This window comes from Streptococcus sp. 27098_8_134 (assembly GCF_041431675.1).
Lineage (GTDB): Bacteria > Bacillota > Bacilli > Lactobacillales > Streptococcaceae > Streptococcus > Streptococcus sanguinis_R.
Window position 1 is genome coordinate 745823 of record NZ_JAPVYD010000001.1, and the last position, 15476, is coordinate 761298.

General features: G+C 41.2%; 13 protein-coding genes. All 13 read right to left on the reverse strand.

The window, feature by feature from the left end:
• Positions 1–33 precede the first annotated feature (33 nt).
• Positions 34–1380 carry a type I glutamate--ammonia ligase gene (glnA, locus tag O3620_RS03505; protein WP_061602612.1) on the reverse strand — a complete coding sequence of 449 codons (1347 nt, stop codon included), beginning with the start codon at positions 1378–1380 and terminating at the stop codon, positions 34–36.
• 31 nt (positions 1381–1411) lie between these two features.
• The gene (locus O3620_RS03510; protein WP_002898467.1) at positions 1412–1777 is read right to left on the reverse strand and encodes a MerR family transcriptional regulator; all 366 of its coding nucleotides are present in this window, start codon (positions 1775–1777) and stop codon (positions 1412–1414) included.
• A gap of 80 nt (positions 1778–1857) precedes the next feature.
• Entirely contained in the window at positions 1858–2382 is a 525-nt protein-coding gene (locus O3620_RS03515) for an aromatic acid exporter family protein (protein WP_002896642.1), read from the reverse strand.
• A 176-nt stretch (positions 2383–2558) separates the two neighbouring features.
• Complete coding sequence (locus O3620_RS03520; protein ID WP_002914436.1) at positions 2559–3224, reverse strand: CHAP domain-containing protein; 666 nt, start codon at positions 3222–3224, stop codon at positions 2559–2561.
• Between the two features lie 171 nt (positions 3225–3395).
• Entirely contained in the window at positions 3396–7487 is a 4092-nt protein-coding gene (locus O3620_RS03525; RefSeq protein WP_061602614.1) for an antigen I/II family LPXTG-anchored adhesin, read from the reverse strand.
• A gap of 314 nt (positions 7488–7801) precedes the next feature.
• Positions 7802–8998 (reverse strand): phosphoglycerate kinase, encoded by a 1197-nt coding sequence (gene pgk / locus O3620_RS03530; RefSeq protein ID WP_002926909.1) that lies wholly within the window; start codon positions 8996–8998, stop codon positions 7802–7804.
• A 216-nt stretch (positions 8999–9214) separates the two neighbouring features.
• Positions 9215–9859: a DUF4352 domain-containing protein gene (locus O3620_RS03535; RefSeq protein WP_061602615.1), complete on the reverse strand. Its 645-nt coding sequence runs from the start codon at positions 9857–9859 to the stop codon at positions 9215–9217.
• A gap of 156 nt (positions 9860–10015) precedes the next feature.
• Positions 10016–10705, reverse strand: a complete 690-nt coding sequence (locus tag O3620_RS03540) for a VIT family protein (RefSeq protein ID WP_002903680.1) — start codon at positions 10703–10705, stop codon at positions 10016–10018.
• Between the two features lie 170 nt (positions 10706–10875).
• Positions 10876–11499 (reverse strand): TetR/AcrR family transcriptional regulator, encoded by a 624-nt coding sequence (locus tag O3620_RS03545; protein ID WP_002918192.1) that lies wholly within the window; start codon positions 11497–11499, stop codon positions 10876–10878.
• Between the two features lie 39 nt (positions 11500–11538).
• Positions 11539–12621 carry an ABC transporter permease gene (locus tag O3620_RS03550; RefSeq protein WP_002901578.1) on the reverse strand — a complete coding sequence of 361 codons (1083 nt, stop codon included), beginning with the start codon at positions 12619–12621 and terminating at the stop codon, positions 11539–11541.
• A gap of 1 nt (position 12622) precedes the next feature.
• Positions 12623–13339, reverse strand: coding sequence for an ABC transporter ATP-binding protein (locus O3620_RS03555; RefSeq protein ID WP_002901579.1), 717 nt, complete (start codon positions 13337–13339; stop codon positions 12623–12625).
• A gap of 154 nt (positions 13340–13493) precedes the next feature.
• The gene (locus tag O3620_RS03560; RefSeq protein WP_002901580.1) at positions 13494–14474 is read right to left on the reverse strand and encodes an AraC family transcriptional regulator; all 981 of its coding nucleotides are present in this window, start codon (positions 14472–14474) and stop codon (positions 13494–13496) included.
• A gap of 19 nt (positions 14475–14493) precedes the next feature.
• Positions 14494–15321, reverse strand: a complete 828-nt coding sequence (locus tag O3620_RS03565) for an oxidoreductase (protein ID WP_002901581.1) — start codon at positions 15319–15321, stop codon at positions 14494–14496.
• Positions 15322–15476 lie beyond the last annotated feature (155 nt).

Consider the following 15476-nt stretch of genomic DNA (forward strand, 5'->3'; position numbering starts at 1 on the left):
AAGCGGGGGACTTTCAGGCCACCTGCTCTATCATTAGTATAGATCTAAATAGTTATCAATTTCCCATTGCGAAACAAAAGTTGCGTAGCTAGCCCACTCGATACGCTTAGCCTCTACAAAGCTAGTATAGATGTGGTTGCCGAGGGCATCCTTAACGACTTCATCCTCAGTTAGAGCCTTGATAGCATTGTGTAGAGTTGAAGGAAGGTCTGTAATGCCAGCTTCCTTTCGTTCTTCTGCTGACATAACATAAATATTCTCTTCAACAGGAGCTGGTGCCTGAATCTTATTTTCAATTCCGTGAAGACCAACTTCAAGAAGAACAGCCATAGCAATATAAGGGTTCGCCATAGGGTCTACAGAACGCAATTCCAAGCGAGTTCCCATGCCGCGAGATGCTGGCACACGAACCAAAGGAGATCGATTTTGCCCTGCCCAAGCAATATAAACTGGTGCTTCGTAGCCAGGAACCAAACGCTTATAAGAGTTGACGGTTGGATTCATAATAGCTGTATAGTTGTAGGCGTGTTTGATCAAGCCACCCAAGAAATAGTAGGCTGTATCCGACAATTGCATACCTTTTGGATCTTCTGGATCGAAGAAGGCATTATTTCCGTCTTGATCAAAGAGGGACATGTTACAGTGCATACCAGATCCCGCAATACCAAACTTCGGCTTAGCCATAAAGGTTGCATACAGACCGTGCTTACGAGCAATGGTCTTGACAACCAGCTTAAAAATCTGAATCTTATCACAAGCACGAAGCACTTCATCATACTTAAAGTCAATCTCGTGCTGGCCGACCGCTACCTCATGGTGACTAGCTTCTACTTCAAAGCCCATCTTGGTCAGGACATTGACGATTTCCCGACGAGTATTGTCTGCCAAATCTGTCGGCGCCAAGTCAAAATAACCGCCCTTGTCATTTACTTCCAGCGTCGGATCGCCATTTTCATCCAGCTTAAAGAGGAAAAATTCTGGCTCTGGTCCTAGGTTAAAGGACTTGAATCCCAGCTCTTCCATATGCTTGAGGGCACGCTTGAGGTTGCTGCGAGGATCCCCTAGAAACGGTACATGATCCGTCGTATAAACATCACAAATCAGGCCCGCTACACTGCCGTTTTCATCTCCCCAGGGAAAGACTGTCCAAGTATCCAGATCAGGATAAAGATACATATCTGATTCATTGATACGGACAAAACCTTCGATGGAAGAACCATCAAACATGGCTTTATTGGATAAGACCTTGTCAAGCTGTTCATCCGTGGCAGGAATTTCCACATTCTTCATAGTCCCTAAAATATCAGAGAACATAAGACGAATAAAGGTAACATTTTTCTCTTTTACTTCGCGACGGATATCAGCTGCTGTAATAGACATTAAATTTCTCCTTGTAATTCAAACAAAATAGCTATGGTCGACGCATCTGACCAAAGGTTGGCAGAGAAGAAGCAAAACGGCCTTGCTGCAAGATGTCATGATGCAGAGCACGGCGGACATCTTTTTCACTAATGGTCTTGTGGGACTTGGCTTCACGCTCAGCATATTTCCTCTTAATCGCAGCGATATTATAACCTTCCGAAATATAATCTTTAATTTCTAAAAGGCGGTCCATATCATTCAAAGAATACATCCGACGGTTGCCCTCATTCCGAGCAGGGGTAATCAGATTCTGGTCTTCATAATAACGGATCTGACGGGCAGATAGGTCCGTCAGTTTCATAACACTGCCGATGGGAAAGACTGCCATGTTTCGGCGAAACTCTTTTTCCTTCATTCAAATTCCTCTCTACGCACTATTATAGGACGAAATAAATCTTATGTCAAGAAATAATGTTAGATTTTCTTACACAGATTTTATTTTTTCTTTTCAAAGATGGTTCGCAGCCGATCTATATCAGAATTTACCAGAATTGCAACAAAGACTCCCATAAAGGTTTCAAAGATTCTGGCAAAGACATACAAGATGGTATCTTCCGGCCGAATAGACAGGGTAATAATCAGCATGGCAGATACTCCGCCAATAACTCCCGCCTTGTTGTTCATAGCGACATTGGTCATGATTGTCAGCATAGTACAGACCGGCACCAAAAGGAGGGTGACCCAATACTGCTCCTTAAAGACACTATTGGCAATGAAAAAGAGCAGAGCGTAAAAACCACCGATGCTGTTTCCTAAGATTCGCGATGTCCCGAAGTGGACACTCTTATCAAAATCCTCACGAAGACTAAAGACTGCCGTCAAAGCACCGATTTGCAGCCCTTTCCAACCAAAAAGCCCAAAGAGCAGTAGAATGATGAAAACAGCCAGACCGGTTTTAAAGGTACGCATGCCCAGACGAAATTTCGATTTATCAAACTTGTACTTATTGAAATAACTCATTAGTCTCCTTCCAGGAAATCCTCCCTCTCTTCATTTTAACATATTTCGTCTCAAAAAAACTCTTTCTGCTCAGGACTTTTCTCGCACAAAGAAAAAGCTCTATCAGCTAGCGCATCAAGAGCTATCGACTATTTAAAAGCTGAGACATTATCTGTCCCAGCCGCGTTTTTATTTCTTTAGTTTGGATAAATGTAGGTAACTCCACCCATAAATTCATTCGGATTAAAGTAGCCACGATAGTTGTTAATTTGCTTTTGGCGATTGTAGTTGGCTTCCAAGACTTGAATAGAGCTGTCGCTTTGCACATCTGTCACATAAGCAACATGTCCGTATTCGCCACCATCCCAAACTGCAATAGCGCCTGGTACTGGAACATTTCCTGTTGCATAACCCTGAGCACCAGCATTGATTGCCCAAGTATTAGCATTCCCCCACCAGTTGCTTGCCCAGGGAGCCATTTCTTTCACGCCCCAGGTACATTGGCCGATTGGGTAAGAATTGCCATAGTCAGTTGGCGTATTTAAGACAACATCTTCAGTATCAGATACCAAAGCAGCATCACTTGTCGCTTTATAAGCTGGAGCGCTGTAAGGATTGTAAGTCTGAGCCAAAGCAGTGCCATTTACTTGCAACACATCCCCTGGGTTAATCGTATCAAAAATTGTCTTTCCATTATTGGCAGCAAGTTCGTAAGGATTCATTCCATTTGCACTAGCAATGGCAAAAAAAGAGTCCCCTTGCTGGACAACATAAGAATCTGCATGAACAGCTTGAGCGCCGATTGTCGCCAAAAAAGCTGTGGAAGTTAAACCAAGAGTCGCTTTAGCAAATGTTTTTTTCATAAATGTGTTTCTCCGTATAATTTGATGATAAAAAAATCATACAATATTTACATGTCAGTTTTTTTAGAGTTATGTTTTTGTCATGTTACAAATGATTTAGACTTTTGCTACATGAGATTTAGCAGTATTTTTAAAGATAAAAGGCTAGGGATTCCCTAGCCTCATCTATTATCAGTCTTCTTTACCCTTCAATTTTCCTAGACCTAAAGCACCAATAATGGCTGCTAAACCTAGATATGGCAGATAGACTGTATCTTTGGCTCCCGTTTCTGGCAGAAGAGAAACAGGAATCTTTTTAGCTGCTGAAGTTGGATTGGCTCTTCTTGGATCGTTTACATCTGAAACAAGCAGATGCTGTGCCTTAGGAGTGACTGTTGTAACCGTATTTGAAGCATAGACTACATGATTGACAGTATTAATGTAGGTATTTTCAAAAGTACCCGCAGCAATCCGCTTCATCTGTAGATAGGTTTCAGCCTGAAAAGCTGAATCCAGAGAAATAGTCTCTAAGAATTCTTCCTTGAAACGAATAGAAATCAAGCCTTTCTCAAGATCAACATTCGCAGCTGTATACTCAGTCAAATCTGTACCAGCCTTTATCACCTTACCATCTTTGAGCGTGATGTCCACTTTGGCAAAGGTTTTGTAAGCACCCATGTACTCATCTCCTCGTTGGTCATAATCATCCACAAAGCTATAGTCTGTCAAACCTTCAGAGTGGTTAGCAGGGATCAAGCCTCCGATGAGACGATAGTTAAAATGCCGTCCCAAAGTCAGTTCCTTGCCATCCAAGTTTTCTGCACTTGTCGGATCAAGGCTCAGGGTAATATCTTTTTCAGGACTGATTTTAGGAACATTGTTGACGACTACGTCTGTCGCATAACCATTTCCAAAGTCAATTTGATAAGCCTTGTTCTCGAATTTACCACCTGTGCGGCCCATTCCTTCTTTGACTGCCATAGGACTTGTTATCGTCAAAGACTTACCTGTTACGACATAGTGGTCATAAAAGGCTTGGTCATCGTCTGCTGCAAAGAGTTGGAAAGAACCTTTAACAGTGACATTCGCCTTTTGAAGGAGCTCTCGAACTGCTGCAGGGGCTTTTTCAAGGCTCTCGTAGTGGGTCACTGTCACACCTGCCACAGCCTTGCCATCTGCATCTACTAGCTTGACTAATTCCGGACGAAGTTCAAGTGCTTCTTCCGGATAGTCATCTACATAGTAGAAACCTTTTTGAATCGTGCTCTTAGATGACTTGTCACCCTTATACTGATCCAAATCCCAAGTCAGCTCGTAGTAATTGGTCGAACCAGCCAAGACTTCCTTGCCATCAATCACCAATCCTGCCTTGTTTTTATTGACCTTGGTTGGTTTGATGTAATTATTGCTAGGATTGTCTGAATCATCAGGCTTGCCTGGCGTGGTCACGCGTACTACGTTTGAGCGAACACCATAGGCATCATTGACTGTCAGGGTGAAATTATTAGTATAAGTTGCGCCATCATTGAGTACTCGGCCAACCACTGTTGGAAAGAGCGTAGCAACTTCTTTGGTCCTATCAGCGTTATAAGTAGCTAGCGTTGCTGCAGTTGCTTTAAATGTCACTGTGTGACCAGCCTTATCATAGCTGACGTCAAAACCTGCACTAGCAGCTTTTGTTGCTTCTAAGTCAACTTCATAACCACTTGGCAACGGATCAGCAATGACAAAGGAAGTCGTCTCACTGCGTCCAGCTGGAAGAGCTTCTGTCTTTAGAGCAAACTGAACAACGGACTGCTTAGCCACCAGAGTCTTATCAATATTGGTGCCTTGGTCATTTTGAATCTCTTTATGAATCTGCGGCTGAGATCGCAAGAGATGATAATGATAGTGCACAGTCGGAGCTACAGGCGCTGCTGGCTCTTTTTGATAAACAGGCTCTGTTGATGAGGTTGGTAGCGGGCTATAAGTTGGTTCTACCGGTTTATTAGGCTCCGGTGTTTCTGGTGTACGAGTTGGCGCTTCCGGCTCCTTATCATAAGTCGGTGCTGCCGGAGGTGTTGGAAGAGCCTTCGGTGTTGGTGCAGTTGGAGCTGGAACCAAAGGCTTAAGCGCTTCTTCACTTGGCACTGCAGGAGCTGTAGGAGCTACGGGCGCTTCCGGTTCTTCTACTGTAATAATTGGCAGATCAGTCGCTCGGATATCACCATTAATCGCAAACCAAATATTTGGTTTCTTAGGAGCTAACTTATCAGCCCTACGTGGATCAGTAGCCTCTGGCTGGCCTAACACTTCAGAAGAGGAAATTGTTCCAATCGTCATACTGTTGGTCGTGCCAGAAATTTCTACCGCTCCTGCTCCATACCATGAATTCGGAGCATCTGTAGTGTCCCAGCCTGAGTCCGGCTGACTATTCTTATACATGGTGAAGCGAGATCCGCCAACATCTTTTTTGAAGTTTTCAGACTCAGTCGCATAGATTTGGCCGTTCTTTTCACCAACTGATGAACCCGAAATCTTGTTGAAAGTTCCGGTATAATCTTTGGCCATTTCGATAGAATTAGCTTCACGGTTGAGGGAAGCCACGGACATCAAAGCCTGATCAAAATTAATAGGTTGGCCTTTATCATCATAAAAGACAAATTCCGTCTTCACAAAGAGAGAGGTTGCATCTTCAAAATTTCCTGTATAAGCTGAAGCAAAAACTCCCATTGTCGGGTCTTTAAAAATACCTAACCAGGCCTTATCATTGCGGAATTGAGAGCTTGGATCAAGGGTATAAGTATAGACAATTTTAGAAACTTTTTTCCCTCGATAATAAGTCCCCTGGAGATTTGTATAGGTTGCTGTAGCAGACTCACCACGACGCAACAAGACAGAAGACCATTCAGTTGGCCCTTTACCGCTTGTTACGTTAGAACTGTAGCCTGCATACTTGCCAACTGTACCAAAGCTTTCCTGCTGGTTGGTCTGATAGTTAGCATTTTGAATATCTGTTACTTTGAAGTTGTCCAGTTGGAAGAATTTCTTAGAAAACTCTGCAGTATTCTTTACAGCGGCTTCCATACCAGCATAGCTGACAAACTCACCAGTTGTAGTCAGTGACAAATTAGCATTAGGTTCTGATTTGAAAACCAGGCTTTGCGCAATTGGACGGCTCAAATGCCCGTCTTCAGTCTTCTTTGTTTCTGCAATAGCCAGACCAGCCTTAATCTTGGCCTGTTCAGCATCATATTTAGCCTTATCTTGCTGATACTTGGCTAATTTTGTTTTATAGGCAGCCAAATCAGCATTATACTGGGCTAGCTGAGTTTGATAGTTTGCTTGGGCTTGGGCATTACGCTTCTTGATTTCTTCATTTTCAGCTGCTATAGTGGCATTCTTAGCTTGGTTCTCTGCTAGCTTTTGCTCATATTCTTTTTGAGCTGCTGCATTTTCAGCTTCAATTTGAGTCTTTTTAGCTTCATAAGCTGCTAAATCTGCTTCATATTGAGCTTTTTTATCTTGATTTTCCTTTTGGACACGGGCTAATTCTGCATCATAGGCCGCTTTTGCCGCTTGGTAAGCCGCCGCGTTATCCGCATTCGTCTTTTGAACCGCTGCTAAATCTGTTTTGTATTTACTAAGTGCCGCTTCATAATCTGCTTTCAGCTGAGCATTTTCTGCTGTGATCCGAGCTACTTCTGCTTGATGAGCAGCCAAATCTTTAGCGTATTGTTCCGCTGTCGCTTTGTTTTCTGCTGTAATCCGAGCCACTTCCGCCTCGTAGGCTGATACTTTTTCTTTGTACTCCTTGACCTTGGCATCAATATCGGTTACTTGCGCTTCATAATCTTCTGCAATCTCCGCTTTTTTGTCTGCAGTTTCTTGAGCAGTCTGAGCTACTCCTTTGTCAACAGCTGGGTCTTTGACCACTGTCAGCCCAGCTTCTTGAGCCTTTTTGACGCTTTCATCTAAACCAGCTGTTGGAACAGTCACTATCACACCGCCATCTGCCTGACCTGCTCGCGCCTGACTCTCTTGAGATGCCTGACTGGCTGGCCCTTGAGCTTGAGGTAGATTGGTCGCTGCATTTCCAGTACCTACCATTTCAGTATTGATAGGACTATTGGTATCAGATACTACTTCATCTGCTCTTGCTTGCATCGTTGACGTTAAAAAAGCCGCACCTAGAACAGCACCGCATAACGTTTTAACAGCCTTATTTTTCCGAAAACCAAAAACTTCTTTTTTCTTCATTTTTCTCCTCCCTCTGCTAACTTTTACAGTATGCAGTTTTCTCATGCCTTCAGAAAATCAAAAAGTAATGGAAACCACCAATCGGAAGTTTCTTTCTCATTTTGACCCTCTTTAAGCATCAGAATAAATATATATATCTTATATCCTAACAAGTTTTTCTCAGTTTTGCAAGCATTTTATGCTCGTTTTATTTACCTTTATGCAGATTTAGACATCCAAGGAAAAACGTATTTTTATTGTAGGACTTTTCCCTACAGCTGGACAATGAGAATACAAGAAAAAGACCAGCTTTCGCTAGTCTTTCCTTATTACAGTTTTGTACTTGTTCTCTACAAGATCAAAGTTTCCAAACTTACTGCTTATTTTTCAGTCAATGCTGCAAGTCCTGGCAATACTTTACCTTCAAGGAGTTCCATTGATGCACCACCACCAGTAGAAATCCATGAGAACTTGTCTGCACGGCCAAGGTTGATGGCTGCGGCAGCTGAGTCACCACCACCGATGATTGATTTCACGCCTGGTTGTTTCACGATAGCGTCCATAACACCGATTGTACCAGCTTGGAAGTCTGGGTTTTCAAAGACACCCATAGGGCCATTCCAGACAACAGTTTTCGCGCCAGTCAAAGCTTCATCAAATTTAGCGATAGATTTAGGACCGATATCCAAACCAAGGAAGCCTGGATCCACTGCTTCACCTTCAGTGTCTTTCACTTCAGTGTAGTCCGCAAAAGCATTTGCTTCTTTTGAGTCAACAGGGAGAACCAATTTGCCATTTGCTTTTTCAAGAAGAGCTTTCGCAACATCCAATTTGTCTTCTTCTACAAGTGAGTTACCGATTTCGATACCTTGTGCTTTGTAGAATGTGTAAGTCATACCACCACCGATAAGGACTTTATCAGCTTTTTCAAGCAAGTTTTCGATAACACCGATCTTGTCAGAAACTTTTGAACCACCAAGAATAGCTACGAATGGACGTTCTGGAGTTTCAACCGCTTCTTGGATATAGGCAATTTCGTTTTCAAGAAGGAAGCCAGCAACAGCTTTTTCAACGTTTGCTGAGATACCAACATTTGATGCGTGTGCACGGTGAGCTGTACCAAATGCATCATTTACGAAAATACCATCTCCAAGAGATGCCCAGTATTTACCAAGTTCTGGATCATTTTTAGATTCTTTCTTGCCGTCAACATCTTCGAAACGAGTGTTTTCAACCAAAAGAACTTGTCCATCTTCAAGAGCATTGATAGCTGCTTCCAATTCAGCACCACGAGTGACACCTGGGAAAACAACGTCCTGACCCAATTTAGCAGCCAAGTCTGCAGCTACTGGCGCAAGAGATTTACCTTCTTTGTCTGCTTCTTCTTTAACACGTCCAAGGTGAGAGAAGAGAATTGCGCGACCGCCTTGCTCGATGATGTATTTAATAGTTGGAAGAGCTGCAGTGATACGGTTGTCATTTGTAATCACTCCGTCTTTCAATGGTACGTTAAAGTCTACACGAACGAGGACTTTTTTACCTTTCAAATCAACGTCTTTAACAGTAAGTTTTGCCATGTTACAAAAACTCCTTTTCATATTTTATACGCAACTATTATATCATATTTTCCAAAAGTTTTCTTGATATAAAGAAAATTTTCACAAAAAAGAAGTGCCACGCACTTCTTTCTCTCGAACTTTGGAATTAGAGAATAAAAGGAAGTACACTGCGCTTATTTCAGATGATAACTAAGAACATCGTTTTGTAAAAGACGGACGCAAACTTTTAGCTTACTAATTGATGCTGACTAATCCTTTCTGCGTTCCCCAATATCCTGTCTGGACTTGTAGTTGCAAGTTAGGGTCGCTCACAGTTTCTGGATTTAGATCAAAAACAACATTTCCAGTAACTGTGTTTTCAGGATTTAAATCTGTTAAGAAAAATTTTGTATCTTCGTTTGCATAAACCCCCGCTGTACTATCGGCCTCATACTCAGCCTTACCTTTAAGTAAAGTAAAGAAGCTATCTGTAACCGTAATAGATTTTGAACCATTATTTTTAACTGTAACATTCAGAATCAAATAAGTTCCATTCGCATTTTTTCCAAACTCTCCTCCTATATTTTGAGCTGTTGTTTTTGAATTTACAATATATTCAACATCACCTACTTTCACTAAATCGCCTATTTTGTAATTAACCTCTACTTTATCTTCAGAAGATGTTTCCACACTACTCGCTTCTTCAGTTGAAGAACTTGCCTTTACTACCTCACTTTTTTCGCTAGATGATGTTGTTTGAGGCGATTCTGTCGAAGTTTCTCCACCTTTAATAGCACCATAACCAATTAAAATAACAATTAGAATAAACCACCATTTTTTATAAAAAGGGTTTTTCTGAACATAAACCTTCCCATTCACGTCTTTAATTTTTTTAGCCATAATTAGCCCTCCTAAAATAAACTTTTTCTTACTATATCATTATAAAACATTTACATTTAAAAGGAAAGCGTTTTAAAAAAATATTTCATCTTTGAAACAAATTTTTTGATGCAGTTAAAAAGCCAGTAAAACTACTGACTTTAACTCTTCTCATTACTAAATTGCAAAAGCCTGCCCTACTGCATAGGTGACCGCCATGGTTAAAAGTCCGATCACGAGGTTGCGAATCATAGCATTTTTGAGTGGTGCTTTGCCTAATCTAGCGCTGGTGTAGCCCGTTCCCAAAAGAGCCAAGGCCACGATTAGAACAGTTGCCCAGATACGGACGCTGGCTGGAAGCAGGATAATGGTAATCATAGGAAAAAGCGCACCAACAGCAAAAGCTAAAAAGCTAGAGATAGCCGCATGCCAGGGATTAGTGAACTCCTCAATCTCGATGCCATACTTTTCCGCCACTAAGGCTTCCAACGGATTTTGGAGAAAAGCCCGGTTAGTCATGAGCTGGGCAGAAGTCTCACACTCGCCATTTTGAACATAAGCAGCATAGAGAGACTGCCTAGCGATATCTGGATTTTTCTCTAAGAGCTCCCGCTCTCTGGCAACAGCAGCTTCCTCTGTATCCTTTTGAGTAGAAACTGACACATACTCTCCGCCAGCCATAGAAAAGGCGCCCGCAAAGACTGCCGCCAAACCAGACAGAAAGATAATCCAGACATCGTCCGTCGCACTAGCTACCCCAATAACCACACCTGCTATGGAAATAATACCATCATTGGCTCCTAAAACCCCTGCCCGCAATATATTCAGCCGACCACTAAAGTTCGTATCAATTTTATGTTCTTCCACTATTTAAAATTTCTCTTTCTTTTTTATTTATAATGATTATAAATAAAAACCCGAACTAATACAAGAGAAAATCGAAAAATGAGAAAAGTTCTACTATTTAAGAGAAAGAATAGATTAATAAAAATATTCCTCAAAGATAAATCTTAAACTTCATTAATACAATGCAAGCATTATCTCCACAAGCCACCTAAGATCTGTTTTTCTAATAAGTCTAAGTCTTCCTCTTTTATTTCTCCATTGTCGCTAACGATATAAAGCTGAGCGAAGTAAGCCAACAATGGACCAACACAAATACGAACCATTTGAGGAATCGTTAACTCTGGATTTACACGTGGATCTGCTAGCAATTCCTTATGAAGTACTCGAAGTTTATCTTGAATAGCATTCCAGATAAAAATCTGTTCATTTTTTAGTTTTTTATTTGAAAAACTCTCCTGCAGAATGATTTTCATCAAAGCACGATTTTTTTTGAGATAGCTCATACGATCGTGGACGAGATAACGAACCCTCTCTTCTGTCGTTTCAAAAGCTAAGAGTTCCTCAAAAAAACTACCGAGAATGCCTGGGACTACAGGATGTAAAATAGCCGTCAGTAAATCATCCTTCGTCTTAAAATACTTAAACAAAGTTGCCTGGCTTAGTCCAGCACGCTCAGCTATGTGAAGAGTTGAGGTCCCATGGTAACTCCTGGTTGATATGAGATCCACTGCTGCCTGCATGATTTTTTTCTTTCCTTGAGGGTAATTCGCTTCTTCTAAGTAATCTTCAAACGATTCAAAAACAGTCTTATCCATCTAATCTTCACACCTTTTTAGCATTATTTATGTTGATTTCTAAACTTTACGATAACGACGCAATCCAACAATATTAAGAATTGTTAAAATGATCAAGAAAACCATTAAAACACTAAGATTTGACAAAATATCACCAAGATTGTGCCCGTAAAGAATAATCTGGCTTATTGCATCACCAGAATAGGTTAATGGCAAAAATTTCCCCACAGTTGGAGCCCATTCTCCCATGGATGACAATGGAATAATTCCTGAGAAAAAAAGTTGGGGCATAATCACGAGAGGAATAAATTGCATCATTTGGAATTCTGATTTTGCTAGAGTAGACAAGAGAATTCCAAATGCCAGTGCTACAAGAGCCAGTACCACATTAACTATTATAACATTTAAAATACTTCCTACAACTTCTACATCTAGTAGCCAAATTGCTGCTAAGACGACAACTGCCGTTTGAAAAATCGCAATAATACCGTAAGACAACATATAGCCATAGACGATTTCAGATCGTTTCACTGGTGTTGCTAACAAACGTTCTAGTGTTCCACTGGTGCGTTCTTTCAAAAGCGCCATACCAGAAATCAAAAAGACAAAGAAGAAGACCACAAAGCCAATTAAAATTGGAATCATACGTGCAAAGAATCCAGTATTTTTATCTCCATATTGGTAAGATTCTTTGATTTCAGGCGCCTTTGCATCTAATTTCAATTGTGGAAGAGCTTGTTTGACACGAGATAATAACTGATTGGTGCCTTCATTGACGATACTTGTTCGTAACACTTGTCGTATCATAGATGTCTTGGAGGCATCTGTGTTTGCGTAGTCGACCTGATACTCACCGTCTTTATAAGAAATCACAGCATCGACTTTTTCATTTACTAGCGCTTCTTTGGCTTGATCTAAGCCTTGATAAATCTCGACGTCCACATGATCGAGCTCATCCATTTTCGTTACCAAACCAGTTGGTAGATCTTGTGTTGCCAACTTGACATTCACGGTTGTACTAGCTGAAAACATGAGGTTCATCAACCACATGATAAAAACAGGTGCTATAAACATCAGGGCTAGAGTTCGTTTGTCACGAAGTAATTCTTTGATGACTTTTTTTGCAATCGCTATTGTTCTCATTTTACTCACCTTCTGCTTTTAAAAATACTTCTTCAATACTTGAAACTTGATAACTTTCTTTTAAGTGTTGCGGTGTATCAAAAGCAATGATTTTTCCGCCTAATAATAAACCGACCTTATCCGTCAACTCTGCTTCATCCATAACATGGGTAGTAACTAATATCCCAACCCCATTATCTCTAAGCGCGAATAATTCTTTCCAGATTTTCTTTCGAAGAGAAGGGTCGATTCCAACTGTCGGTTCGTCCAAAATCAAGAGCTGAGGATTCCCCAGAAGTGCGATGGCCAGAGATAAACGCCGTTTCATTCCTCCAGAATAACCGGATACCGTTTTATTCAAATGCTCTGTCAAATCCACAACTTGAGCCACATGGGAAATTTCAGCTGTCAGATCTCTTTTGGATAGCCCTTTTAGCTGACCAAAAAATTCTAGATTTTCTTGACCTGACAAAGCCTCATATAAGGCATCTGACTGGGCCATATAACCAATATCTCCTAAAATATGGCGATTGGGCATAGTGTGATTTAACACTAAAGCTACGCCTCCATCAGCCTTTTCCATTCCTAACGTAGTCTTAATCATAGTTGATTTACCAGCACCAGACGGACCAATTAATCCTATAATTTCTCCTGTCTGCAATTCAAAGCTGACATGATTCAGAACTATTTGATGGTCAAAAGATTTTACTAAATCTTGTAAATGTAGTAATGTTTTCATTTACTTCCTCCTAGGTGAGTGTATACTCACTTTTTAAATCACAAGAGCTATTATAGTGAGTGTATACTCACTTGTCAAGAAAAAAGTTGAAATTCTTTAAAAAATAAAAACACCAGATGATATTATCTGATGCTTATAATCGATATCTCTAATTTTAGGAGTGTTTCTGAATCTCTTCTCGATACTCTGAAATGGTCTTTCCTGTCCACTTTTTAAAGGCCCGCGAGAAGGAGGACACTTCGGAATAGCCCAGCAGATAGGCTACATCATCCGTTGTCATGTCAGGATTCTTGAAGTAACCAAAGGCTAGGAGCTTCTGCACATTTTGCAATTCTTGGTTAAACTTAGTGCCTTCTGCCGTCAGATTTCGTTGCAAGGTTCGGCTACTAATCCCTAGCGTCGCTGCGATATCTTCGATACCAAAGACCCCACTTGGGATAGCCTGATAGAGTTTTTGCTGAACGATACCGGTAAAACTTTCACTAGTCACGGCTTCTGCCAAGCGCTCTTTGAGTTGAGGCTCTAGGTAGTCTAGCATGACATTATTGGCAGTTAAAAATGGTTTCTCCAAATCTGACTTTTTAAAGACGACTTCATTGCCTTCCATTTTTTCCACGTGACAACCAAATACCGCAATACTCGCTTCTTCATAGACATATGGAGTCCCAACGTGTGCTGGAGTGATGTTTTCTCCTGTCCCTGTCCGAACCAAATCGACCAATAACAGCTGTTCGTTGAGGAGAGCGAAACGAGGCAAGTCAAACCCTGGATAATCATAGCGATAGCTCACACGGACTAAGTCATCAAAGGTCTCAATACAGACAACAATAGGACCTGTGATTTTCTTATATTTGGCAAAATGTTCAATCGCTGCGAGGCCATTTTTTGACGAAAGTGCCGCAAAGAAAGGTGGCATGAACATTTGAATATCCTTGATGCGGCTCATAGCGATAATCTGCTCATCATTGGCTACCTTATCAAAAGCCATCAAAAGATGGTAATAGTCCAGAGTTGAGAGGTTCATCTCTTCCTTCCATGTGGTATCTGGAAGATTGGCTAGTTCCAGAATCATGTTCAGATCTAGCCCGATCAGTTTTAAATTGTCAATATATTGCTGACTGAGATTCAGACGCATAGGGTTTCTCCTTTTTCTCTTAAGAAGCCCGCTTCATGAGGGCATCAAACCAACGATCTGGCAAGATAGCATGCAAGAATACCAAAGGTTTAGCTCCCATACCTACTAAGTAGCGGGTTTTAGGGCGATGGCTGTTGACTGCTTTTGAAATAGCGTTTGAAATAACTTTAGGATTTGACATCATATTGCCAGAGTATTGCTTACGCATCCCTTCTGCTGCCTTGGTGGCTGCTACTTCATAAGCACCACCTTTAGCTGATTCGGCCAGTTTGTCAGCAGCGATGAAGCCCCAGTCCGTTTTAATACCGCCTGGTTCGATGATAGAGACATCAATGCCATAATCAGACACTTCCATACGAAGACCATCTGAAAAAGCTTCGAGAGCATATTTGGTCGCATGATACCAAGCACCAAAGTAGGATGTCAAACGACCACCCATTGAGCCCACATTAATAATGCGACCTGATTTTTGGTTACGCATATAAGGAAGAACGAGTTGTGTCAAGCGAGCTAGACCAAAGATATTGACTTCGAACTGCATCTTAGCTTCTTCAATCGTTACATTTTCAACTGCACCATAGGATCCGTAGCCAGCATTATTGACTAAGACATCGATACGATTTTCTTTCTTGATGATGAGATTAAGAGCTTCTTTAATGCTAGCTTCATCTGTAATATCCAAACTAACTGGTGTCACGCCAAAGGCTTCAAGTGGTTTCATGGCATCCACACGGCGGGCAGCGCCATAGACAATATGACCTTCTTTAGCAAGTTGTTCAGCAGTTTGGTAACCGATACCTGATGAAGCGCCTGTGACTAAGATAACTTTTTTGTTTGACATGTTCATTTCCTCTTTTGTTTCATTTGATTGATGAGACTATTATACGATACAGAATCCGACAAGAAAATGACAGATTCTGACACGCCAATGACAATTTACGCCAAAAATTCTGGTAAAAAACAATCTGCCTCATTCTATCCATTTTCTGTTATAATAAACTG

Excerpts from the sequence above, each read along its gene's own strand:
- O3620_RS03515 (WP_002896642.1), bottom strand. The coding sequence starts at position 2,382 with ATGAGTTATTTCAATAAGTACAAGTTTGATAAATCGAAATTTCGTCTG.
- O3620_RS03535 (WP_061602615.1), bottom strand. The coding sequence starts at position 9,859 with ATGGCTAAAAAAATTAAAGACGTGAATGGGAAGGTTTATGTTCAGAAA.
- glnA (WP_061602612.1), bottom strand. The coding sequence starts at position 1,380 with ATGTCTATTACAGCAGCTGATATCCGTCGCGAAGTAAAAGAGAAAAAT.
- O3620_RS03510 (WP_002898467.1), bottom strand. The coding sequence starts at position 1,777 with ATGAAGGAAAAAGAGTTTCGCCGAAACATGGCAGTCTTTCCCATCGGC.
- O3620_RS03545 (WP_002918192.1), bottom strand. The coding sequence starts at position 11,499 with ATGGATAAGACTGTTTTTGAATCGTTTGAAGATTACTTAGAAGAAGCG.
- O3620_RS03560 (WP_002901580.1), bottom strand. The coding sequence starts at position 14,474 with ATGCGTCTGAATCTCAGTCAGCAATATATTGACAATTTAAAACTGATC.
- pgk (WP_002926909.1), bottom strand. The coding sequence starts at position 8,998 with ATGGCAAAACTTACTGTTAAAGACGTTGATTTGAAAGGTAAAAAAGTC.
- O3620_RS03565 (WP_002901581.1), bottom strand. The coding sequence starts at position 15,321 with ATGAACATGTCAAACAAAAAAGTTATCTTAGTCACAGGCGCTTCATCA.
- O3620_RS03555 (WP_002901579.1), bottom strand. The coding sequence starts at position 13,339 with ATGAAAACATTACTACATTTACAAGATTTAGTAAAATCTTTTGACCAT.
- O3620_RS03550 (WP_002901578.1), bottom strand. The coding sequence starts at position 12,621 with ATGAGAACAATAGCGATTGCAAAAAAAGTCATCAAAGAATTACTTCGT.
- O3620_RS03525 (WP_061602614.1), bottom strand. The coding sequence starts at position 7,487 with ATGAGAAAACTGCATACTGTAAAAGTTAGCAGAGGGAGGAGAAAAATG.
- O3620_RS03520 (WP_002914436.1), bottom strand. The coding sequence starts at position 3,224 with ATGAAAAAAACATTTGCTAAAGCGACTCTTGGTTTAACTTCCACAGCT.